Here is a 22,726-nt window from a genome sequence, read left to right as displayed (position 1 = left end):
CGATCCTTCTCTGCAACTCGCTGAAGCACATAATTAATTTTGATTAAAACGCTATGCTTCACACATTTCACTGATTCCTGTAACAAACCATTTAAGATTTGCTATCTTATTTGCGTGCGGCCTAAATTTTCAGGCGGCGCCCATACGAAAACAACACAAAAAAACAGGCGCAGCCACAATTTCCCTGGTGTTGGCGCAGTATTCGCGCACCCCGGTTAAGCCGGGGTCATTTTTTTCTGGCGTCCACCCAGGCTTTAAGCACCGCCACATCGTTCTGCCACTCTTGTTTCATCTCTTCAACCCAATCACCTACGTTATCTTCCCAGGCAGGTAAATCAGGTGACTGAATCTGTTGTCCCAGCTGCTGCAGGTGACGTAAGCCGACCGAGCCGGCCGCGCCTTTGATTTTATGCCCTTCTTCCACAATGCCTTTCTGATCCCGCGCTGTCAGATTTGACTCCAGCACGCTCAGATAGCCCGGCATCATTTTTTCAAATACCGCCAGACCGTCGGTAATCAGTTTTGGACCAACCAGATCGATGTACTGCTCCAGCATCGCGGTATCGAGTATCGTTTGGGCTTTCGCGCTATCCACAGACGTCATGGTGTTTTCCTCTTCATCATGGGTATCCCAGAACTTCTTGATCATGGCGGTCAGGGCAGGCACCGCCAGCGGCTTGCTAAGTACATCATCCATACCGGCATCGAGGTACTCTTTTTTATCTTTCAGCACGTTCGCCGTCAACGCCACCAGCGGCGGCAGTTCGTCGCCAGCGTACTGGCTCGTCAGTTCACGGGAAATATCCAGCCCGGTCATGTCCGGCAACTGAATATCCAGCAGAACGAGATCATATTCACCCGGCTTAAACATCTCCAGCGCGGCTTTACCGGTCATCGCCACATCCACGCTGTTGCCCAGTTTTTCCAGGACAGAGCGTGCGACAATTACGTTAAGCTCAATATCTTCCACCAGCAGGACATGCAGCGCGGGCAGCGGCATATCGTCGTTTTCGAAGGTATCTTCCACCTCTTCCGCCACCGCCGGCGCGTGCACCGTCAGCGTGAAGGTTGAGCCTTTGCCCGGATGGCTGGCGACGGTAATATCACCGCCCATGCTCTTCGCAAGGCGTTTAGACACCGCCAGACCAATTCCCGTGCCGGTAGCGGGCTTGCCACCGTTGCTGTCCTTCACCTGATAGTACATCGCAAAGATTTTGTCCTGCTCTTCCTGCGGAATACCAATGCCGGAGTCTTCCACCTCAAAGTGCAGCATGTCGCCCTGGTCATAGCGAATACGTACCGAGACCTGCCCCTTCTGGGTAAATTTGACCGCATTGCTGATAAGGTTCCACAGGATCTGGCGCAGACGCGTGCCGTCGGTAACCACCTTGTGCGGCAGCGGCAGCGTGGGATCCATGACAAAGCTCAGCCCCTTCTGCTGCGCCTGCAAACCCGACAGGTTTTCCAGATCGGCAAGGAAACCGGTGAAATCAACCGGCTGGTTATCAAGCTGCACTTTGCGGCGTTCCATCTTATCCATATCGATAATATCGTTGAAGATATTCCCCAGCGTGACCGCTGAGACATGGATGGTTTTAAGGTATTTTTCCTGTTCTGCGGTGAGATCGGTGTCCAGCAGAATGCGGCTCAGGCCGACAATTCCGTTAAGTGGCGTACGCAGTTCATGGCTGATGGTGGAGATGAAGGTGGTTTTATCGCGGCTGGCACGTTCAAGGGCATCCTGATAGCGCTTACGCTCGGTGATATCGCGGCCAAACCCCATCAGACCGTGGCGTTTCCCCACGCGGTCGTAGTACGGCACCTTACGGATCTCAAAGCAGGCTTTGCGCCCGTCCGGGTAATCCAGCCACTGTTCATAGGTCAGCGAAACGTTATGACGGAACACTTTTTCGTCCGTCTCCATCACTTTGGCGGCCGCCTCTTCGGAGTATACGTCCTGCGGCTTCAGGTGAATCAGCTGCTTCTCGCTCTTCCCGGTCAGCAGTTCCATCGCCCGGTTACAGCCGGAAAACTCTTTATCTTCATTACGGTAGAAAACCAGATCCGGCGATGCATCAAGGAACGAGCGCAGGAAAGAGGATTGCTGCTCAAGCTGGATCTGCGTCACCTCGCGCTCTTTCATTTCGATTTTCAGCTGCTCCAGCGTCGCCTGGCGCTCAGCCTCCGCCTTCTCACGATCCGAAATCTCCTGGTTCAGTTGGGCGATATTATCCTTTAGCTGAACGTTGAGCTTCAGATCGCGATCGCGCATCTCTTCCAGTTTATCGACCAGTTTTGACAGGCGCTGACGGGACTCCTCCAGTTGTTCAACCACCACGGAGAGGAAATAGACCGCCCAGGGTGTAATCAGCAAGCCAAAGAAGATGGAGCGGATCACGTCGATACTCTCGACCTGACCGTGCAGAACCATGGTTACGGCCATCTGCACGACAATGGCCAGAACGACCAGCGCCAGTGCCAGCAGCATGGAGAAACGCACCAGCCCAAGCTTCATCATCAGATCGACGTAGTACTGGGCCAGCATTCGAATTTGCTTCATAGAGGATCCCTTCACGACTTTATCGCTCAATAATACTCAAATTCGCGGCGGGGCGTTGAAGGTTGTGAGAAAAAGTGCGGGGTGAAACAGGAGATTAGCCTCGCTTCCGGTTCTCCGGAAGCGAGGAGAGGTCTGTCAGGAGCGTTTCAGCATCAGCCAGAGGCTGATCAGGAAGAAGCTGGCGCTCGGCAGCAGCGCGCCGATAACAGGCGGAATACCATAAACCAGCGTCAGCGGGCCGAAGATCTGATCGAGAACGTAGAATACAAAGCCGAAGCTGATCCCAGTCACAACGCGCACGCCCATCGGCACGCTACGCAACGGGCCAAAGATAAACGACAGTGCCATCAGCATCATCACCGCCACGGACAACGGCTGGAAGATTTTGCTCCACATGTTGAGCTGATAACGTCCGGCGTCCTGTCCGCTCGACTTCAGGTATTTCACGTAGTTGTGCAAACCACTGATGGAGAGAGCGTCAGGATCCAGCGCCACCACGCCGAGTTTGTCCGGCGTGAGTTTGGTTTTCCACATACCCGACACCGTCTGAGAGCCGGAGATCTGTTTTGGATCGGTCAGGTCTGACTCATCCACCTGCGACAACCGCCACTGCTTATGCTCGGCGTCAAACTTGGCCGAAGAGGCGTGACGCACGGAGAGCAAACGACGATCGTCATTGAAGGTGTAAATACTCACGCCTCCCAGTTCGTCATCGCCCTTCACACGTTCGATATAGACGAAGCTGTCACCATCTTTTGCCCACAACCCTTGCTGCGTTGAGAGCAATGAGCCACCGTACATCGCCTGCGCACGATAGTTACGCGCCATCTGCTCACCCTGCGGTGCCACCCACTCGCCAATTGCCATGGTCAACAGCACCAGCGGGATCGCGGTTTTCATCACCGACAGTGCAACCTGCATACGGGTGAAGCCCGAAGCCTGCATAACAACCAGTTCACTGCGCTGTGCCAGCATCCCTAAGCCCAACAGCGCACCCAGCAGGGCTGCCATCGGGAAGAAGATCTGCACATCTTTTGGCACGCTGAGCAGGGTATACATGCCCGCACCCAGCGCGTCATAGCTCCCCTGCCCGGCTTTTTTCAACTGATCGACAAATTTGATAATGCCGGAGAGCGACACCAGCATGAACAACGTCATCATGATGGTGGAAAAAATAGTTTTACCGATATAGCGGTCAAGAACGCCAAACGCCTGCATTAGAGGGCTCCTTTACGCGAGAAGCGGGCACGAATGCGGCGCACAGGCACCGTATCCCACAGGTTGAGTCCCACCGCCAGCAGCAGATACAGACCATTGACCACCCAGGTCCAGACGAACGGGTCAATTTTACCCTTACCACCGTTAGACTTAATTGAGGTCTGCAACAGGAAGAACACCAGGTACAGCAGCATGGCTGGCAACATTGACAGCACGCGTCCCTGACGTGGGTTAACCACACTCAGCGGAACGACCATCAGAGCCATCATAAATACGGCGAATACTAGCGTGATACGCCAGTGCAGTTCGGCACGCGCACGGTTGTTGTCCGTATTGAACAGGGTACGCATATCCATTTGCTCGGTATCACTTGGATCGAGCGCCACGGTCTGGTGACCAATAATGGCCTGGTAGTTCTGGAAATCGGTGATGCGGAAATCGCGCAGCATCGCAGTGCCTTCGAAGCGCGTGCCTTTATTCAGCGTCACTACCTGAGAGCCATCTTTACGCTGTGACAGTTGACCCGAATCGGCCACCACGACGGAAGGACGGGCATTCCCTTTGGTGCGGAGCTGCGCAAGGAACACATCGTTAAAGCGGCTGCCATCCACGCTTTCGATAAAGAGAACAGAATTCCCGTCAGTCGCCTGCTGGAACTGGCCCTGCGCCAGTGCGGCCATACCCGGGTTTGCTTTTGCTTCTGCCAGCACTTCATCCTGGTGACGGGAAGACGTTGGGCCCGCCCACATCACATTCACCGCTGCAACAATACCTGTGAAAAGCGCCAGAACCATAGCGGCTTTCACCAGTACGGCTTTACTCAAGCCGCAGGCGTGCATCACGGTGATTTCACTCTCGGTATAAAGCTTGCCGAGCGTCATGAGCAGACCGAGGAAAAGACTTAGCGGCAGGATAAGCTGCGCCATTTCCGGGATCCCTAAACCAAGCAGGGAAAGCACCAGATTCGTAGGAATTTCGCCGTCAACGGCCGCACCGAGGATCCTGACCAGCTTCTGACAGAAAAAAATCAGCAGCAGGATGAAGAGGATCGCCAGCTGGCTTTTGAGCGTCTCCCGCACCAGATATCTTATGATTATCACTTTAAATACGCCCGTAAAAACCCGTCTCTTTGCTGGAAAATCGCTTGTTTCATGGCTTAAACGTCATTTATTCTCTTGAGTCGTCGAAATCATCGCTAAGATTAAAACATCCGGCGGATTCACGCTTCAGGACTTTTTCTGACGTGTCGAAACCGTAGTAACGTAAGATTAACACGAAGTCACCACAACAGCGGACATGAGTTACGAAAGGTTTCAATTCTATCTGTAGCAGCCGCTGTTGTCTTTAAGATTCAGGAGCGTAGTGCATGGAGTTCAGTGTAAAAAGCGGTAGCCCGGAGAAACAGCGGAGTGCCTGCATCGTTGTGGGCGTCTTTGAACCACGCCGACTCTCCCCGATCGCCGAGCAACTCGATAAGATCAGTGATGGCTACATCAGCGCCCTGCTGCGCCGTGGCGAACTGGAAGGCAAACCTGGGCAGACGCTGTTACTGCACCATGTTCCAAACGTACTGTCTGAACGTATTCTGCTGATTGGCTGCGGTAAAGAGCGCGAGCTGGATGAACGTCAGTATAAGCAGGTTATTCAGAAAACGATTAATACGCTGAATGATACCGGCTCAATGGAAGCCGTTTGCTTCCTGACCGAGCTGCACGTCAAAGGCCGTAACACCTACTGGAAAGTGCGTCAGGCGGTCGAAACGGCAAAAGAGAGCCTGTACAGCTTCGACCAGCTGAAAACCAACAAAAGCGAGCCACGTCGTCCGCTGCGTAAGATGGTCTTTAACGTACCGACCCGTCGCGAGCTGACCAGCGGTGAACGCGCTATTCAGCACGGCCTGGCGATTGCTGCCGGGATTAAAGCCGCAAAAGATCTGGGCAATATGCCGCCTAACATCTGTAACGCAGCGTATCTGGCCTCTCAGGCACGTCAGCTGGCTGACGCCTACAGTAAAAATGTCATCACCCGCGTCATCGGCGAACAGCAGATGAAAGAGCTGGGAATGCACTCCTATCTGGCAGTCGGCAACGGCTCCCAGAATGAGTCGCTGATGTCGGTTATCGAGTACAAAGGTAACCCGTCTGAAGATGCGCGTCCGATTGTGCTGGTTGGTAAGGGTCTGACCTTCGATTCCGGCGGTATCTCCATCAAGCCTGCCGAAGGCATGGACGAGATGAAGTACGACATGTGTGGTGCAGCAGCAGTGTATGGCGTGATGCGTATGGTGGCGGAACTTCAGCTGCCGATTAACGTCATTGGCGTGCTGGCGGGCTGTGAAAACATGCCTGGCGGTCGTGCGTACCGTCCGGGTGACGTTCTGACGACCATGTCCGGCCAGACCGTTGAAGTGCTGAACACCGACGCCGAAGGCCGTCTGGTGCTGTGCGACGTGCTGACCTACGTTGAGCGCTTCGAGCCTGAAGCGGTCATTGACGTGGCCACGCTGACCGGTGCCTGTGTGATTGCGCTGGGCCATCACATCACCGGGCTGATGTCGAACCACAATCCTCTGGCGCACGAGCTGATTGGCGCGTCCGAACAGGCCGGTGACCGCGCATGGCGTCTGCCGCTGGGTGACGAGTACCAGGAACAGCTGGAGTCTAATTTCGCCGATATGGCGAACATCGGCGGTCGTCCTGGCGGGGCAATTACTGCGGGCTGCTTCCTGGCGCGCTTTACCCGTAAGTACAACTGGGCGCATCTGGATATCGCAGGTACCGCCTGGCGTTCCGGTAAGGCCAAAGGCGCAACCGGTCGTCCGGTCGCGTTACTGTCGCAGTTCCTGCTCAATCGTGCGGGTTTTAACGGCGAAGAGTAATTGCCGTCAGATGCCCGGTAGCGCTACGCTTACCGGGCCTACGGAAAGATGCCGTTTGTAGGCCGGGTCAGCCCGGCCTTGCATTTAAATCCACAACAAGAAGCCCCATATATGAAGAATGCAACGTTCTACCTTCTGGACAACGACACCCATCAGGACGGCCTCAGCGCAGTTGAACAGCTGGTGTGTGAAATTGCCGCAGAACGTTGGCGCGCAGGTAAACGCGTTCTGATTGCCTGCGAAGATGAGCAGCAGGCCATCCGCCTTGACGAAGCACTCTGGGCACGCCCGCCGGAGAGTTTTGTTCCGCATAATCTGTCTGGCGAAGGCCCTCGTGGCGGCGCACCGGTAGAGATTGCCTGGCCGCAAAAGCGCAACAGCAGCGCGCGCGATATTCTGATTAGCCTGCGGATAGATTTTGCAGATTTTGCCACCGCTTTCACAGAAGTGGTAGACTTTGTCCCTTACGAAGAATCTTTGAAACAACTGGCGCGCGAACGCTATAAAGCGTACCGCCTGGCTGGTTTTAACCTGAATACGGCAACCTGGAAATAATGGAAAAGACATATAACCCACGCGATATCGAACAGCCGCTTTACGAGCACTGGGAACAGCAGGGCTATTTCAAGCCTAACGGCGATGAAAGCAAAGAGTCCTTCTGCATCATGATCCCACCGCCGAACGTCACCGGCAGTTTGCATATGGGTCATGCCTTCCAGCAGACCATCATGGATACCATGATCCGCTACCAGCGCATGCAGGGCAAAAACACCCTGTGGCAGGCGGGGACTGACCACGCGGGTATCGCGACCCAGATGGTGGTTGAGCGTAAAATTGCCGCTGAAGAAGGTAAAACCCGCCACGACTACGGTCGCGACGCGTTCATCGATAAAATCTGGCAGTGGAAAGCAGAGTCCGGCGGTACCATCACCCGTCAGATGCGCCGTCTTGGCAACTCCGTGGACTGGGAGCGCGAGCGCTTCACCATGGACGAAGGCCTTTCCAACGCCGTTAAAGAAGTGTTTGTCCGTCTGTACAAAGAAGACCTGATTTACCGTGGCAAGCGCCTGGTAAACTGGGACCCTAAACTGCGCACCGCTATCTCCGACCTGGAAGTGGAAAACCGTGAGTCTAAAGGCTCCATGTGGCATATCCGCTATCCGCTGGCCGACGGCGCTAAAACGGCAGACGGTAAAGATTACCTGGTGGTAGCGACCACCCGTCCGGAAACCCTGCTGGGCGATACCGGCGTGGCCGTTAACCCGGAAGATCCGCGTTATAAAGATCTGATTGGCAAATTCGTGGTGCTGCCGCTGGTTAACCGTCGCATTCCCGTTGTGGGCGATGAACACGCCGACATGGAAAAAGGCACCGGCTGTGTGAAAATCACCCCGGCACACGACTTCAACGACTACGAAGTGGGCCGTCGTCACGCCCTGCCAATGATCAACATTCTGACGTTCGACGGTGATATCCGTGAAAGCGCGGAAGTGTATGACACCAAAGGTAACGAATCCGACGTTTACTCTAGCGACATTCCGGCTGAATTCCAGAAAATGGAACGTTTTGCCGCGCGTAAAGCGATTGTCGCTGCAGTGGATGCACTCGGCCTGCTGGAAGAGATCAAACCTCACGATCTGACCGTGCCGTACGGTGACCGTGGTGGTGTTGTTATCGAGCCAATGCTGACCGACCAGTGGTACGTGCGCGCCGACGTGCTGGCGAAACCGGCTGTTGAAGCGGTCGAGAACGGCGACATCCAGTTTGTGCCGAAGCAGTATGAAAACATGTACTTCTCCTGGATGCGTGATATTCAGGACTGGTGTATCTCCCGTCAGCTGTGGTGGGGCCACCGTATCCCGGCCTGGTACGACAGCGAAGGCAACGTCTATGTTGGCCGCAGCGAAGATGAAGTTCGTCAGGAAAACAACCTGAGTGCCGATGTCGCCCTGCGTCAGGACGAAGACGTACTGGACACCTGGTTCTCCTCCGCACTGTGGACCTTCTCCACGCTGGGCTGGCCGGAGAACACCGACGCGCTGCGTCAGTTCCACCCAACCAGCGTGATGGTGTCCGGCTTCGACATCATCTTCTTCTGGATCGCCCGCATGATCATGATGACCATGCACTTCATCAAAGATGAAAACGGCAAGCCACAGGTTCCGTTCCATACCGTCTACATGACCGGTCTGATTCGTGACGACGAAGGCCAGAAGATGTCCAAGTCCAAGGGTAACGTTATCGACCCGCTGGACATGGTTGACGGTATCTCCCTCGAAGAGCTGCTGGAAAAACGTACCGGCAACATGATGCAACCGCAGCTGGCAGAGAAGATCCGCAAGCGTACTGAGAAACAGTTCCCGAATGGGATCGAACCTCACGGTACTGACGCCCTGCGTTTCACTCTGGCGGCACTGGCTTCAACCGGTCGTGACATCAACTGGGACATGAAGCGCCTGGAAGGTTACCGTAACTTCTGTAACAAGCTGTGGAACGCCAGCCGCTTCGTGCTGATGAACACCGAAGATCAGGATTGCGGCTTCAACGGCGGCGAGATGACCCTGTCTCTGGCCGATCGCTGGATCCTGGCAGAGTTCAACCAGACGGTAAAAGCCTTCCGCGAAGCGCTGGACAGCTACCGCTTCGATATCGCGGCGGGCATTCTGTATGAATTCACCTGGAACCAGTTCTGTGACTGGTACCTGGAGCTGGCAAAACCGGTAATGAACGGCGGTTCTGAAGCGGAACTGCGCGGTACGCGCAACACGCTGATTACCGTTCTGGAAGGTCTGCTGCGTCTGGCGCACCCGATTATTCCATTCATCACCGAAACCATCTGGCAGCGTGTGAAAGTGATTGCCGGCATCAACGCCGACACTATCATGCTGCAGCCGTTCCCGGAATTCGATGCAGCGAAGGTCGATGAAGCGGCGTCAGCCGATACCGAATGGCTGAAACAGGCGATCGTGGCGGTACGTAATATCCGTGCCGAAATGAACATCGCCCCGGGTAAACCTCTGGAGCTGCTGCTGCGCGGTTGCAGTGAGGCTGCTGTTCGCCGTGTCACCGAGAACAACACCTTCCTGAAAACCATGGCGCGTCTGGAAAGCATCACCGTGCTGCCTGCGGATGACAAAGGTCCGGTATCCGTGACCAAAATCATCGACGGCGCCGAGCTGCTGATCCCGATGGCAGGTCTTATCGACAAAGACGCTGAGCTGGCCCGTCTGGCAAAAGAAGTGGCTAAGGTCGATGTGGAAATTGGCAAAATCGAAAGCAAACTGGCGAACGAAGGCTTTGTTGCCCGCGCGCCGGAAGCGGTTATCGCGAAAGAGCGTGAGCGTCTGGTTGCCTTCGCCGATGCTAAGACCAAACTGATCGAGCAGCAGGCGGTTATTGCAGCCCTGTAATGCTTTTACCCCTTACGCTTCAGGGCGTAAGGGGTATCCTTCCTGAAAACTCCTCGCTTGCGCTCCCTTTACTGCGGTGCTATTAACAGCAGTTGTGTGTCAATTTTTGTAATGAGTAAGACTATGAGCGTGATTACCCCCGTCGCGACGACGATGCGTCGGATCACTGAGCAGGACAACCCGGCTATTGCCGCCGTTATCCGAACGGTTTCCGCAGAGTATGGCCTGACCGCCGACAAAGGCTATACCGTTGCCGACCCGAATCTGGATGAGCTGTTTCAGTTGTACAGCCAGCCGGGCTACGCCTATTGGGTTATTGAGCAGAACGGCCAGGTCGTGGGCGGCGGTGGCGTGGCGCCTTTAAGCTGCAGCGAGCCGGATATCTGCGAACTGCAAAAAATGTATTTTCTGCCGTCGGTACGCGGGCAAGGGCTGGCGAAAAAGCTGGCGCTTATCGCCCTTGAACATGCGCGTACTCAGGGTTTTAAACGCTGTTACCTGGAAACAACCGCCTTCCTCAAAGAGGCCATTGGCCTGTATGAACATCTGGGCTTTACGCATATTGATGCGCCGCTGGGCTGTACCGGCCACGTCGATTGCGAAGTCAGAATGCTGAAAACTCTGTAAAGGGCATTCCTGCCCTCTTCTGTTAAGCGACTGTAAACTGAATGCTCTACACTCTCAGTTCACACCATAACGGGGGAAACACGATGTCGAAGATAAAAAGCTACGCCGCACCGCAGGCGGGTGCAGAACTTGAGCTGTACGAATACGATGCGGGCGACCTAAAAGCAGAAGACGTCGAAGTGCAGGTTGATTACTGCGGGATCTGCCACTCCGATCTCTCCATGATCGACAATGAATGGGGCTTCTCACAGTATCCACTGATTGCCGGCCACGAAGTCATTGGCCGCGTTGTGGCGCTCGGTAGCGCCGCACAGGACAAAGGGCTGAAGGTCGGCCAGCGCGTGGGTATTGGCTGGACGGCGCGCAGCTGTGGTCACTGCGATGCCTGTATCAGCGGTAACCAAATTAACTGCCTCGAAGGCGCAGTCCCTACCATTCTGAACAAAGGCGGTTTCGCCGATAAACTGCGTGCCGACTGGCAATGGGTTATTCCCCTGCCGGACAGCATTGATATCGAATCTGCCGGTCCGCTGCTGTGCGGCGGTATCACCGTATTCAAACCGCTGCTGATGCATCATGTCACCGCCACCAGCCGTGTGGGTGTCATCGGGATTGGTGGTCTGGGCCATATCGCAATTAAACTGCTGCATGCGATGGGCTGTGAAGTCACGGCGTTTAGCTCGAACCCGGCCAAAGAGAAAGAAGTGCTGGCGATGGGGGCGGATAAGGTAGTCAACAGCCGCGATCCGCAAGCGCTCAAATCGCTGGCAGGTCAGTTTGATCTGATCATCAATACCGTTAACGTCGATCTCGACTGGCAACCGTACTTTGAAGCGCTGGCCCACGGCGGTAACTTCCACACCGTCGGTGCGGTGATGAAACCGCTGCCGGTGCCTGCGTTTACGCTGATCGGGGGGGATCGCAGCGTCTCCGGTTCAGCAACCGGTACGCCGTTCGAATTGCGCAAACTGATGAAGTTTGCCGGACGCACTAAAGTGGCGCCCACCACCGAACTGTATCCGATGTCTAAGATCAACGAAGCTATCCAGCATGTGCGTGACGGTAAAGCCCGTTATCGCGTGGTGTTGAAAGCGGATTTTTGATGTGAACGCGCGGGGTGCGTGCGGCCTGATTGCACGCATCTCTACCCTCTCCCGTCGGGAGAGGGTGTAATACTCAAAACGCTACCGTTTTGCTGCGGTCATTGCCTTGAACACCTCTGCCACCGCCACGGCCCCCGGGTCGGTCACACCCTCCAGGTTCTCTTTGTTGACATACGACGAACGTCCGGCACCTGCTTTCACCATATTCGCTGTCGCCTCAGCGCCCGCGTTCGCAGCCTGCGCAGCAGCCTGAAGGTCGCCTTTCTGCAATGCCTCCAGCGCCGGTTGCAGGGCATCGATCAAGGTGCGATCGCCAAGATCTGCCCCACCATACTGCTTCATCTGCGCCAGCCCGCTGAAGAGCGCTTCCGGCAACGGCTGACCGTCGTGCAACGTCTGCCCGGCAGCGGTAAAGAAGATCGACATCAGCACACCGCTTGAGCCCCCCATAACCGTTGCCAGCCGCTCGCCAACCAGCAGCAACAGCGTCGACACATCATTTAGCGGAAGCTGTTTCTTCTCCAGACGCTGCGCAATATCCCGCGCCCCTTGCGCAAAGGTAGAGCCCGTATCGCCATCACCCACTTTGGCATCCAGCGCATTGAGGCGGTTTTCCAGCTGGATCAGCGTCTGCGTGACCGTGGAGACGATCTCTGCGACCCGTGGATTGTCCGAGGCGGTATATTCCACGCGGTCATGGATCGCGCTATGTTCCTGCACGCGCAGCGGCGCAAACGCCACCGGCTTCTGCCAGCCCAACGTCTCCACCTCTTCATGGAGAGCTTTTTCGAACAGATCGTTAAGCTTCAGCAACGTCAGCGAAAAGCCTTTCATATCCAGGGCACTCACCAGCGGTGCCGGACCAATCAGATAAGCGATATTTTCTTTCAGCGCCGAGTGGGCCAGCTCTTTGGTGAGCAACGCCATCTCCAGCGCCGACACGCCGCCGAGGTTATTGATAAGCACGGCAAAACGCCCGTTACCGGCCTGCGCTTTGAGCGGCTCGACCAGCGTGTCGATGATGGCTTTGCTGTTTTGCGTATCGACAACCGAGGCACCAGGCTCCCCGTGGATCCCGAGCCCCAGCTCCACGTGCCCCTGCTTGATCCGCCCCTCTTCATCATCACTGCCCGGCAGGTTACAGGTTTGCATTGCCACGCCCAGGCTCCAGAGATTATCGCAAGCCTGTTGCGCGATATCGCGCACCTCGGTCAGTGATTTGCCGTGCTCTGCCGCATAGCCCGCGATTTTATGTACCAGTGCCGTACCGGCGATACCGCGCGGCTGCTTGTTCTCCGGCAGGGCAATATCATCGGCGACAATGACCATCTCGACCTTCAGGCCATAGCGCTTGGCTTTTTCTGCCGCCAGGCCGAAATTAAGCCGGTCGCCGGTGTAATTTTTCACGATCAGCAGACAACCCCGATCGCCCGTTACCGCCACAATGGCGTTCAGCACCGCATCAACGCTCGGCGAAGCAAAAAGATCCCCGCACACCGCTGCTGTGAGCATCCCTTTGCCGACAAACCCGGCGTGTGCAGGTTCGTGACCAGAGCCACCGCCTGAAATGACCGCCACCCGGCTTTTATCCCAGTCGCTGCGCGCCACCACCCGAATGGCCGGGTCGATATCAAGTTTGACGAGATTAGCGTGTGGTGCCGAAATCAGTATGCCTTCGATGGCGTCGTTGACCAGCTGTTTGCGATCGTTAAAGAAGAATCTGGACATAGTTTTCCAAAATTTTGTGAACCGTATGCAAAAGCATAGTCCGCGCTGGATAATGCGCCGCAAAGTCAGCAATTTACTCAGCCATTTTGCCGTCAGGTTGCCTATACTCGACCGAGGACTAAGAGAGGAAGCGCATTATGAGTACACCATTGTTAATTGCCCGCACGCTGGACAAAGAGCTGTTTTTACTGCCCGCGATGGCCAACCGCCACGGTCTCATCACCGGGGCCACCGGGACGGGGAAAACCGTGACCCTGCAGAAGCTGGCAGAGTCGCTTTCAGAGATTGGCGTACCGGTCTTTATGGCCGATGTAAAAGGCGATTTAACCGGTGTGGCTCAGGAAGGCACTCCCTCCGAAAAACTGCTCGATCGACTCAAAAATATCGGCATCACGGACTGGACACCGCACAACAATCCGGTCGTGTTATGGGATATCTTTGGTGAGAAAGGTCACCCGGTACGTGCAACCGTCTCCGATCTTGGTCCGCTGCTGCTGGCTCGTCTGCTCAACCTCAACGATGTGCAGTCCGGTGTGCTGAACATCATCTTCCGTATTGCCGACGACCAGGGTCTGCTGTTACTTGATTTCAAAGATCTGCGGGCCATTACCCAGTACATCGGTGATAACGCCAAATCGTTCCAAAACCAGTACGGTAATATCAGCAGCGCCTCAGTCGGGGCCATCCAGCGCGGGTTACTGACCCTGGAGCAACAGGGTGCCGAACATTTCTTTGGCGAGCCGATGCTGGATATCAAGGACTGGATGCGCACCGACAGCAACGGGAAAGGCATCATCAATATTCTGAGCTCAGAGAAGCTCTACCAGATGCCGAAGCTCTACGCCGCCAGCTTGCTGTGGCTGCTCTCTGAACTGTACGAGCAGTTACCCGAAGCCGGCGATCTCGACAAACCCAAGCTGGTCTTCTTCTTCGACGAAGCGCACCTGCTGTTTAACGATGCGCCTCAGGTTCTGCTGGATAAGATTGAACAGGTGATCCGCCTGATCCGCTCTAAAGGCGTCGGCGTCTGGTTTGTTTCGCAAAACCCGTCCGATATTCCTGACAACGTGCTGGGACAGCTTGGCAACCGCGTACAGCATGCCCTGCGCGCCTTTACGCCGAAAGATCAGAAGGCCGTCAAAGCCGCCGCGCAAACCATGCGAGCGAACCCGGCATTTGATACCGAAGCGGCCATCCAGGCGTTGGGCACCGGTGAAGCGCTTATCTCTTTCCTGGATGCAAAAGGCAGCCCGTCCGTTGTGGAACGCGCAATGGTGATTGCCCCTTGCTCCCGGATGGGGCCCGTGACGGACGATGAACGCAACGGCCTGATTAACCGCTCCCCGCTGTATGGTAAGTATGAGGACGACGTGGATCGCGAGTCGGCATTCGAGATGCTGCAAAAAGGGGTTCAGGCCACCACCGAATCCCAGGACGCGCCTGCCGCCAAAGGCCAGTCTGTTGCCGTGGACGACGGCATCCTGGGCGGGCTTAAGGATATCCTGTTTGGTACAACCGGACCACGCGGCGGCAAACGCGATGGCGTCGTGCAGACCATGGCGAAAAGTGCAGCACGGCAGGTCACGAATCAGATTGTACGCGGCATGCTGGGGAGCCTGTTAGGCGGTCGCCGCCGGTAAGCGGGGAACCCAGGGGCGACCAAGCGCCGATCCCTGTACGCCGTGCTCTTGCAGATAACGGTCGATTTCCACCATCCCCGTCCAGCGGTTCTCACACCAGAGCGGTGCAAGAAGCGTTGGACGACGGGCGCTGGCGGAGATGCGGTGGTAGACAATCTCCGGTGGGGTGTGCCGAATCATCTCCCCCGCCGTCATCGTATACGCATCAAGCTCAATACCGGTTAAGCGCCCGGCTTCCCAGGCTTTGGCCATGATACTGCCCTTTACGATGTGCAGTGGATGCAGCTTAATTCCGTCCACACCGGTCTCGACCACCTTTTCCAGTGTCTCAAGACCGTGCTGCTGCCCTTCGCCTGGCAGGCCGACAATCAGGTGCGAGCACACCTTCAGCCCACGCTCACGCGCGAGACGTGTGGTGCGCTGGTAACAGGCAAAATCATGTCCACGGTTGATGCGGTGCAGAGTTTTGTCGTGCGCACTTTGCAGGCCCAGCTCCAGCCAGATCTCATACCCCTGCTCCTTGTACTCGCTAAGCAGGTCCAGTACCGCTTCCGGCACGCAGTCCGGGCGGGTGCCCACACACAGCCCTACGATACTGGCCTGGCTTACCGCCTGCTGATACATGGAACGCAAGACCTGTACTTCCGCCCATGTGCTGGTGTAGGCCTGGAAATAGGCCAGATACTGTTTCGCACGGTTGACCAGACTCGCCTGATGGGACAGCTGTTCGACGATGGAACGATGCTGCTGCGCTTCGTCAGCAAAAGACGCCACATTACAGAAAGTACAGCCACCGCGCCCGATCGTCCCGTCACGGTTCGGGCAGCTAAAACCGCCATGCAGCGTCAGCTTGTGAACCTTTTGCCCATAACGCTGCAAAAGATCCCCACCAAACATATTGACTAATTTCTGTAACTGCATAATCTGATAGACCGTCCCAAAGAAAGGGGACAAGCCTGCCATTTTTAGCCTCTGTCGGCGATGACCTGGATCAATCGCCCTGGACGGCCTTTATCTCTATGAATAAATACTCAAGATTACTGCAATTTCATTCACGCCAGTTGTGATTACTTTTCCTTATGTTCTGATTGTTTTTTTCACTTATAGCGTCAGCACTGAAAAACAGTGACTTTATGCGGGTTTGCATTTCATCGTAGAGAATTATTCTGCTAAAAAACGGCTATTCAGCACGCTACATCGATAATACCGCTTTCATATAGTGAGTCAGATCACACTCCGCTGCGTCTCACCACAGCTTACAAACGTTGTAAATAGAGTTGAATTTCTTTTATATACAAATAGTTAATAGCTCTTTAGCACATTTTTGTATAAATAAGATTGCCATTTGACCTGTGTACCAATTCCCGATAAGTTGGAAATCCGCTGGAAGCTTTCTGGATGAGCAGCCTGCTCATCATATTTATGCAGTAATTGAGATTCCCTCTGAAGCAAGTCCTCAAACTTGTTTACCTGCGCGAAAGGATGAAAAAGAGGGCGAATGCGAGGTACGCGTATGAAACGCAAACCCCGTCGCCATGCTCTTTCTGTGCCTGTGCGCCACGGTTCAGTGGGAAGCCCGACGAGCCTGGGGAGGTTCACTGATATGTTGTACGATAAATCCCTTGAGAAGGATAACTGTGGTTTCGGCCTGATCGCCCACATAGAAGGCGAACCTAGCCACAAGGTAGTGCGTACTGCTATTCACGCACTGGCCCGCATGCAGCACCGTGGTGCCATCCTTGCTGATGGTAAAACCGGCGACGGTTGCGGTCTGCTGCTGCAAAAACCGGATCGTTTCTTCCGTATCGTTGCGGAAGAGCGCGGCTGGCGTTTAGCCAAAAACTACGCTGTCGGTATGCTGTTCCTGAATCAGGATCCTGAAAAAGCTGCCGCCTCACGCCGCATCGTCGAAGAAGAACTTCAACGTGAAACCCTGTCTATTGTTGGCTGGCGCGATGTGCCAACCAACGAAGGGGTACTCGGCGAAATCGCCCTCTCCTCGCTGCCTCGAATTGAACAGATTTTTGTTAATGCCCCTGCGGGCTGGCGTCCGCGTGATATGGAACGCCGTCTGTTTATCGCCCGTCGTCGCATTGAAAAACGTCTCCAGGACGACAAAGAGTTCTACGTCTGTAGCCTCTCTAACCTGGTGAACATCTATAAAGGTCTGTGTATGCCGGCTGACCTGCCGCGCTTCTACCTGGACCTGGCGGACCTGCGTCTGGAATCGGCCATCTGCCTCTTCCACCAGCGCTTCTCCACCAACACCGTCCCTCGCTGGCCGCTGGCGCAGCCGTTCCGCTACCTGGCGCACAACGGCGAGATCAATACCATTACGGGTAACCGCCAGTGGGCGCGTGCTCGTACCTATAAGTTCCAGACGCCACTGATCCCTGACCTGCATGATGCCGCGCCGTTCGTTAACGAAACCGGCTCTGACTCCAGCTCCATGGATAACATGCTGGAGCTGCTGCTGGCAGGCGGTATGGATATCGTGCGCGCCATGCGTCTGCTCGTGCCACCGGCATGGCAGAACAACCCGGATATGGATCCAGAGCTGCGCGCGTTCTTCGACTTTAACTCCATGCACATGGAGCCGTGGGATGGCCCGGCGGGCATCGTTATGTCCGACGGTCGCTTTGCTGCCTGTAACCTGGACCGTAACGGTCTGCGTCCGGCACGCTACGTCATCACCAAAGATAAGCTCATCACCTGCGCCTCTGAAGTCGGTATCTGGGATTACCAGCCTGACGAAGTGGTTGAGAAAGGCCGCGTTGGCCCGGGCGAGCTGATGGTTATCGACACCCGCGGTGGGCGCATTCTGCACTCTGCTGAAACCGATAACGATCTGAAGAGCCGCCATCCGTACAAAGAGTGGATGGAGAAAAACGTTCGTCGCCTGGTGCCATTCGAAGATCTGCCGGATGAAGAAGTGGGCAGTCGTGAGCTGGACGACGATACGCTCGCCAGCTTCCAGAAACAGTTTAACTACAGCGCCGAAGAGCTGGATTCCGTGATCCGCGTACTCGGTGAAAATGGCCAGGAAGCGGTCGGCTCCATGGGTGACGATACCCCGTTTGCCGTGCTCTCCAGCCAGCCACGCATCATTTATGATTACTTCCGTCAGCAGTTTGCGCAGGTGACCAACCCGCCAATCGATCCGCTGCGTGAAGCACACGTGATGTCACTGGCCACCAGCATCGGTCGCGAGATGAACGTCTTCTGCGAAGCTGAAGGCCAGGCGCACCGCCTGACCTTTAAATCGCCGATCCTGCTGTACTCTGATTTCAAACAGCTCACCACCCTGAAAGAGGATCACTACCGCGCCGACACGCTCGATATCACTTTCGACGTGACCGAAGCGACCCTCGAAGAGACGGTGAATGCGCTGTGTGACAAAGCGGAACAGATGGTGCGTAACGGTACCGTTCTGCTGGTGCTCTCTGACCGCAATATTGCGAAAAACCGTCTGCCGGTACCGGCCCCAATGGCGGTAGGTGCTATCCAGACGCGTCTGGTCGATAAGAGCCTGCGCTGCGACGCCAACATCATTGTTGAAACCGCCAGCGCCCGCGATCCGCACCACTTTGCCGTGCTGTTAGGCTTTGGTGCGACGGCTATTTACCCGTACCTGGCCTACGAAACGCTGGCGCGTCTCGTGGATACCCGTGCTATCGACAAAGATTACCGCACGGTGATGCTGAACTACCGTAACGGCATCAACAAAGGCCTGTACAAAATCATGTCCAAAATGGGCATCTCGACCATCGCCTCCTACCGCTGCTCGAAGCTGTTTGAAGCGGTCGGTCTGCATGACGACGTGGCGACACTTTGCTTCCAGGGTGTTATCAGCCGTATCGGCGGTGCCGGATTCGCTGACTTCCAGCAGGATCTGATGAACCTGTCGAAACGCGCCTGGCTGGCACGTAAGCCGCTGGATCAAGGTGGTCTGCTGAAGTATGTCCACGGCGGTGAATATCACGCTTATAACCCGGACGTGGTGCGTACGCTGCAACAGGCCGTTCAGAGCGGCGAGTACAGCGATTACCAGCAGTATGCTGAACTGGTGAACAACCGTCCGGCGGCGACGCTGCGCGACCTGCTGGCGCTGAACCCGGGTGATGAAGCCGTCAGCATTGACGACGTTGAGCCTGCCACTGAACTGTTTAAACGCTTTGACACCGCGGCAATGTCCATCGGTGCGCTCAGCCCGGAAGCTCACGAAGCGCTGGCTGAAGCGATGAACAGCATCGGCGGCAATTCAAACTCCGGTGAAGGTGGTGAAGACCCTGCCCGTTATGGCACCAACAAAGTCTCACGTATCAAGCAGGTTGCATCCGGTCGCTTTGGCGTCACGCCAGCGTATCTGGTTAACGCCGACGTGATTCAGATTAAAGTCGCTCAGGGTGCAAAACCGGGCGAAGGCGGCCAGTTACCGGGTGATAAAGTCACGCCGTATATCGCCAAATTACGCTATTCCGTACCGGGTGTGACGCTGATTTCTCCGCCACCGCATCACGATATTTATTCTATCGAGGATCTGGCTCAGCTGATTTTCGACCTGAAACAGGTCAACCCGAAAGCGATGATCTCCGTGAAGCTGGTTTCCGAACCGGGCGTTGGCACCATCGCGACCGGTGTGGCAAAAGCCTATGCGGACCTGATCACCATCGCCGGTTATGACGGTGGTACCGGGGCAAGCCCACTCTCCTCCGTGAAATACGCGGGCTGTCCGTGGGAGCTTGGCCTGGTGGAAACCCAGCAGGCGCTGGTGGCTAACGGTCTGCGTCATAAGATCCGTCTGCAGGTGGATGGCGGCCTGAAAACCGGCCTCGACATTATCAAGGCGGCGATTCTGGGTGCGGAAAGCTTTGGTTTCGGCACGGGCCCTATGGTCGCGCTCGGCTGTAAATACCTGCGTATTTGCCACCTGAACAACTGTGCAACCGGTGTTGCAACCCAGGACGAGAAGCTGCGTAAGAACCATTACCACGGCCTACCGTTCAAAGTGACGAACTACTTTGATTTCATCGCCCGCGAAACCCGTGAGCTGATGGCACAGCTGGGCGTGAAACGCCTGGTGGATCTGATTGGCCGTACCGACCTGCTCAAAGAGCTGGAAGGTTTCACAGCCAAACAGCAGAAGCTGGAGCTGTCTAAGTTGCTGGAAACTGCCGAGCCACATCCTGGCAAAGCGGTCTACTGCACCGAGAACAACCCGCCGTTCGACAATGGCGTGCTGAACGCGCAGCTGCTGCAGCAAGCGAAGCCGTATGTGGATGACAAGCAGAGCAAAACGTTCTGGTTTGATATTCGCAACACTGACCGTTCTGTCGGTGCATCGCTTTCCGGTTACATCGCGCAAACGCACGGTGACCAGGGCCTGGCGGCCGACCCGATTACCGCGCACTTCAGCGGTACCGCGGGTCAGAGCTTCGGCGTGTGGAACGCCGGCGGCGTTGAACTGTATCTGACCGGTGATGCCAACGACTATGTCGGTAAAGGCATGGCGGGTGGTCTGCTGGCGGTGCGTCCGCCGGTCGGTTCAGCCTTCCGTAGCTGCGATGCCAGCATCATCGGTAACACCTGTCTGTACGGCGCGACCGGCGGTCGTCTGTTTGCAGCAGGTCGTGCAGGTGAACGTTTTGCCGTACGTAACTCCGGTGCCATCACCGTGGTTGAAGGTATCGGTGATAACGGTTGTGAATACATGACGGGCGGGATTGTGTGCGTCCTGGGTAAAACCGGCGTGAACTTTGGCGCAGGCATGACGGGCGGTTTTGCTTACGTCCTGGATGAAGACGGTGAGTTCCGCAAACGCGTGAACCCTGAACTGGTGGAAGTGCTGGACGTTGAAACGCTGGCTATCCACGAAGAACACCTGCGCGGTTTGATTACCGAACACGTGCAGCATACCGGTTCTTCGCGCGGCGAAGAGATCCTGGCCAACTGGCCGGCGTTCTCTGCGAAATTCGCGCTGGTTAAACCGAAGTCCAGCGATGTTAAAGCCCTGTTGGGTCACCGTAGTCGTAGCGCAGCAGAGCTGCGTGTGCAGGCGCAGTAAGGAATTCAGATGAGCCAGAACGTATACCAGTTTATCGACCTGCAGCGTGTTGATCCGCCAAAGAAACCGCTGAAGATCCGTAAAATTGAATTTGTAGAAATCTATGAGCCGTTTTCAGAAGGCCAGGCCAAAGCACAGGCAGACCGCTGCCTGTCCTGCGGTAACCCTTACTGCGAATGGAAATGTCCGGTCCATAACTACATCCCGAACTGGCTGAAACTGGCCAACGAAGGACGTATTTTTGAAGCTGCCGAGCTGTCTCACCAGACAAACACCCTGCCGGAAGTGTGCGGCCGCGTGTGTCCTCAGGACCGTCTGTGTGAAGGTTCCTGTACGCTGAACGACGAATTTGGCGCGGTGACCATCGGTAATATCGAACGCTATATCAACGATAAAGCCTTCGAAATGGGCTGGCGTCCGGATATGACCGGCGTGAAGCAAACCGACAAGCGTGTGGCGATCATCGGTGCGGGCCCGGCGGGCCTGGCCTGTGCGGACGTACTGACCCGTAACGGCGTGAAGGCCGTGGTCTTTGACCGCCATCCGGAAATCGGCGGTCTGCTGACCTTCGGTATTCCGGCCTTTAAGCTGGAAAAAGAGGTCATGACCCGCCGCCGTGAAATCTTCACCGGTATGGGCATTGAGTTCAAACTGAACGTGGAAGTCGGTCGCGACGTGCAGCTCGACGACCTGCTGAAGGATTACGACGCCGTCTTCCTGGGCGTGGGAACCTATCAGTCCATGCGCGGTGGTCTGGAAAACGAAGAGGCGCCGGGCGTATTCGACGCACTGCCGTTCCTGATTGCCAATACCAAACAGATCATGGGCTATGGCGAAACCGCCGATGAGCCGTATGTCAGCATGGAAGGCAAACGCGTGGTGGTGCTGGGCGGGGGTGATACCGCGATGGACTGCGTGCGTACCTCCATTCGCCAGAATGCGGCACACGTGATCTGCGCCTATCGTCGTGACGAAGAAAACATGCCGGGCTCTAAACGCGAAGTGAAAAACGCGCGTGAAGAGGGCGTGGAATTCCAGTTCAACATCCAGCCTCTGGGTATTGAAGTGAATGCCAACGGCAAAGTGAGCGGCGTGAAAATGGCGCGCACTGAGATGGGGGCACCGGATGCGAAAGGTCGTCGTCGCGCAGAGATCGTGGCAGGCTCCGAGCATGTGATCCCGGCCGATGCCGTAGTAATGGCGTTCGGTTTCCGTCCTCACAGCATGGAGTGGCTGGCGAAGCACAGCGTAGAGCTGGACTCTCAGGGTCGTGTTATTGCGCCGGAAGGCAACGAAAACGCGTTCCAGACCAGCAACCCGAAAATCTTTGCTGGCGGTGATATCGTTCGCGGTTCCGACCTGGTCGTTACCGCGATTGCCGAAGGCCGTAAAGCCGCTGACGGTATTCTGAACTACCTGGAAGTGTAAGAAATAAGCCGGATGGCAAATACCATCCGGCTTTTTTTATGCGGTTAACCGCCGTTGATTTTCCCCCTGC

At 55.8% G+C, this 22,726-nt stretch carries 13 protein-coding genes; 8 read left to right on the top strand and 5 right to left on the bottom strand.

Annotation, left to right across the window (positions count from 1 at the left end; translation table 11 throughout):
- Window positions 1–226 precede the first annotated feature (226 nt).
- From arcB to lptF, 3 genes are all read right to left on the bottom strand, one after another.
- Window positions 227–2,560, bottom strand: a complete 2,334-nt coding sequence (gene arcB / locus QE396_RS19570) for an aerobic respiration two-component sensor histidine kinase ArcB (RefSeq protein WP_020883524.1) — start codon at window positions 2,558–2,560, stop codon at window positions 227–229.
- A gap of 135 nt (window positions 2,561–2,695) precedes the next feature.
- Entirely contained in the window at window positions 2,696–3,778 is a 1,083-nt protein-coding gene (lptG, locus tag QE396_RS19565) for an LPS export ABC transporter permease LptG (RefSeq protein ID WP_020883523.1), read from the bottom strand.
- Window positions 3,778–4,878 carry an LPS export ABC transporter permease LptF gene (gene lptF / locus QE396_RS19560; protein WP_014171825.1) on the bottom strand — a complete coding sequence of 367 codons (1,101 nt, stop codon included), beginning with the start codon at window positions 4,876–4,878 and terminating at the stop codon, window positions 3,778–3,780. The genes lptG and lptF overlap by 1 nt, the downstream gene beginning before the upstream one ends.
- 266 nt (window positions 4,879–5,144) lie before the next feature.
- On the opposite strand from lptF, the gene pepA reads away from it, so the two are divergent.
- From pepA to QE396_RS19535, 5 genes are all read left to right on the top strand, one after another.
- Window positions 5,145–6,656, top strand: a complete 1,512-nt coding sequence (gene pepA / locus QE396_RS19555) for a leucyl aminopeptidase (RefSeq protein ID WP_014171826.1) — start codon at window positions 5,145–5,147, stop codon at window positions 6,654–6,656.
- 111 nt (window positions 6,657–6,767) lie between these two features.
- The gene (gene holC / locus QE396_RS19550) at window positions 6,768–7,211 is read left to right on the top strand and encodes a DNA polymerase III subunit chi (RefSeq protein ID WP_008502815.1); all 444 of its coding nucleotides are present in this window, start codon (window positions 6,768–6,770) and stop codon (window positions 7,209–7,211) included.
- A complete protein-coding gene (locus QE396_RS19545) occupies window positions 7,211–10,066 on the top strand; it encodes a valine--tRNA ligase (protein WP_020883522.1) in 2,856 nt (951 codons plus the stop codon). Before holC ends, QE396_RS19545 begins: the two co-directional genes overlap by 1 nt.
- A 123-nt stretch (window positions 10,067–10,189) precedes the next feature.
- Window positions 10,190–10,693 carry a GNAT family N-acetyltransferase gene (locus QE396_RS19540; protein ID WP_020883521.1) on the top strand — a complete coding sequence of 168 codons (504 nt, stop codon included), beginning with the start codon at window positions 10,190–10,192 and terminating at the stop codon, window positions 10,691–10,693.
- An 83-nt stretch (window positions 10,694–10,776) separates the two neighbouring features.
- A complete protein-coding gene (locus QE396_RS19535) occupies window positions 10,777–11,796 on the top strand; it encodes an NAD(P)-dependent alcohol dehydrogenase (protein WP_020883520.1) in 1,020 nt (339 codons plus the stop codon).
- An 81-nt stretch (window positions 11,797–11,877) separates the two neighbouring features.
- On the opposite strand, the gene QE396_RS19530 is transcribed toward QE396_RS19535, so the two are convergent.
- On the bottom strand, window positions 11,878–13,524 hold the full coding sequence (locus QE396_RS19530) for a glycerone kinase (RefSeq protein WP_020883519.1): 1,647 nt from the start codon (window positions 13,522–13,524) through the stop codon (window positions 11,878–11,880).
- Between the two features lie 137 nt (window positions 13,525–13,661).
- Between QE396_RS19530 and QE396_RS19525 the strand changes: the two genes are divergently transcribed.
- Window positions 13,662–15,164: a helicase HerA-like C-terminal domain-containing protein gene (locus QE396_RS19525; protein WP_020883518.1), complete on the top strand. Its 1,503-nt coding sequence runs from the start codon at window positions 13,662–13,664 to the stop codon at window positions 15,162–15,164.
- Here the strand turns inward: QE396_RS19525 and QE396_RS19520 are convergent.
- On the bottom strand, window positions 15,144–16,085 hold the full coding sequence (locus QE396_RS19520; protein ID WP_106504349.1) for a TIGR01212 family radical SAM protein: 942 nt from the start codon (window positions 16,083–16,085) through the stop codon (window positions 15,144–15,146). The two genes, QE396_RS19525 and QE396_RS19520, sit on opposite strands and share 21 nt — an antisense overlap.
- A gap of 682 nt (window positions 16,086–16,767) precedes the next feature.
- Here QE396_RS19520 and gltB point away from each other — a divergent pair.
- Both gltB and QE396_RS19510 read left to right on the top strand, forming a co-directional pair.
- Window positions 16,768–21,228, top strand: a complete 4,461-nt coding sequence (gene gltB, locus QE396_RS19515; RefSeq protein WP_020883516.1) for a glutamate synthase large subunit — start codon at window positions 16,768–16,770, stop codon at window positions 21,226–21,228.
- A gap of 9 nt (window positions 21,229–21,237) precedes the next feature.
- Window positions 21,238–22,656 carry a glutamate synthase small subunit gene (locus tag QE396_RS19510; RefSeq protein ID WP_020883515.1) on the top strand — a complete coding sequence of 473 codons (1,419 nt, stop codon included), beginning with the start codon at window positions 21,238–21,240 and terminating at the stop codon, window positions 22,654–22,656.
- Window positions 22,657–22,726: the final 70 nt, after the last annotated feature.

Source organism: Enterobacter sp. SORGH_AS_0287 (genome assembly GCF_031453695.1).
Taxonomy (GTDB): domain Bacteria; phylum Pseudomonadota; class Gammaproteobacteria; order Enterobacterales; family Enterobacteriaceae; genus Enterobacter; species Enterobacter ludwigii.
This window is presented reverse-complemented; position numbering and strand designations above follow the sequence as displayed.

Coding starts and splice junctions, on each gene's coding strand:
- arcB (WP_020883524.1), bottom strand. CDS start 2,560: ATGAAGCAAATTCGAATGCTGGCCCAGTACTACGTCGATCTGATGATG.
- lptG (WP_020883523.1), bottom strand. CDS start 3,778: ATGCAGGCGTTTGGCGTTCTTGACCGCTATATCGGTAAAACTATTTTT.
- pepA (WP_014171826.1), top strand. CDS start 5,145: ATGGAGTTCAGTGTAAAAAGCGGTAGCCCGGAGAAACAGCGGAGTGCC.
- holC (WP_008502815.1), top strand. CDS start 6,768: ATGAAGAATGCAACGTTCTACCTTCTGGACAACGACACCCATCAGGAC.
- QE396_RS19545 (WP_020883522.1), top strand. CDS start 7,211: ATGGAAAAGACATATAACCCACGCGATATCGAACAGCCGCTTTACGAG.
- QE396_RS19540 (WP_020883521.1), top strand. CDS start 10,190: ATGAGCGTGATTACCCCCGTCGCGACGACGATGCGTCGGATCACTGAG.
- QE396_RS19535 (WP_020883520.1), top strand. CDS start 10,777: ATGTCGAAGATAAAAAGCTACGCCGCACCGCAGGCGGGTGCAGAACTT.
- QE396_RS19530 (WP_020883519.1), bottom strand. CDS start 13,524: ATGTCCAGATTCTTCTTTAACGATCGCAAACAGCTGGTCAACGACGCC.
- QE396_RS19525 (WP_020883518.1), top strand. CDS start 13,662: ATGAGTACACCATTGTTAATTGCCCGCACGCTGGACAAAGAGCTGTTT.
- QE396_RS19520 (WP_106504349.1), bottom strand. CDS start 16,085: ATGCAGTTACAGAAATTAGTCAATATGTTTGGTGGGGATCTTTTGCAG.
- gltB (WP_020883516.1), top strand. CDS start 16,768: ATGTTGTACGATAAATCCCTTGAGAAGGATAACTGTGGTTTCGGCCTG.
- QE396_RS19510 (WP_020883515.1), top strand. CDS start 21,238: ATGAGCCAGAACGTATACCAGTTTATCGACCTGCAGCGTGTTGATCCG.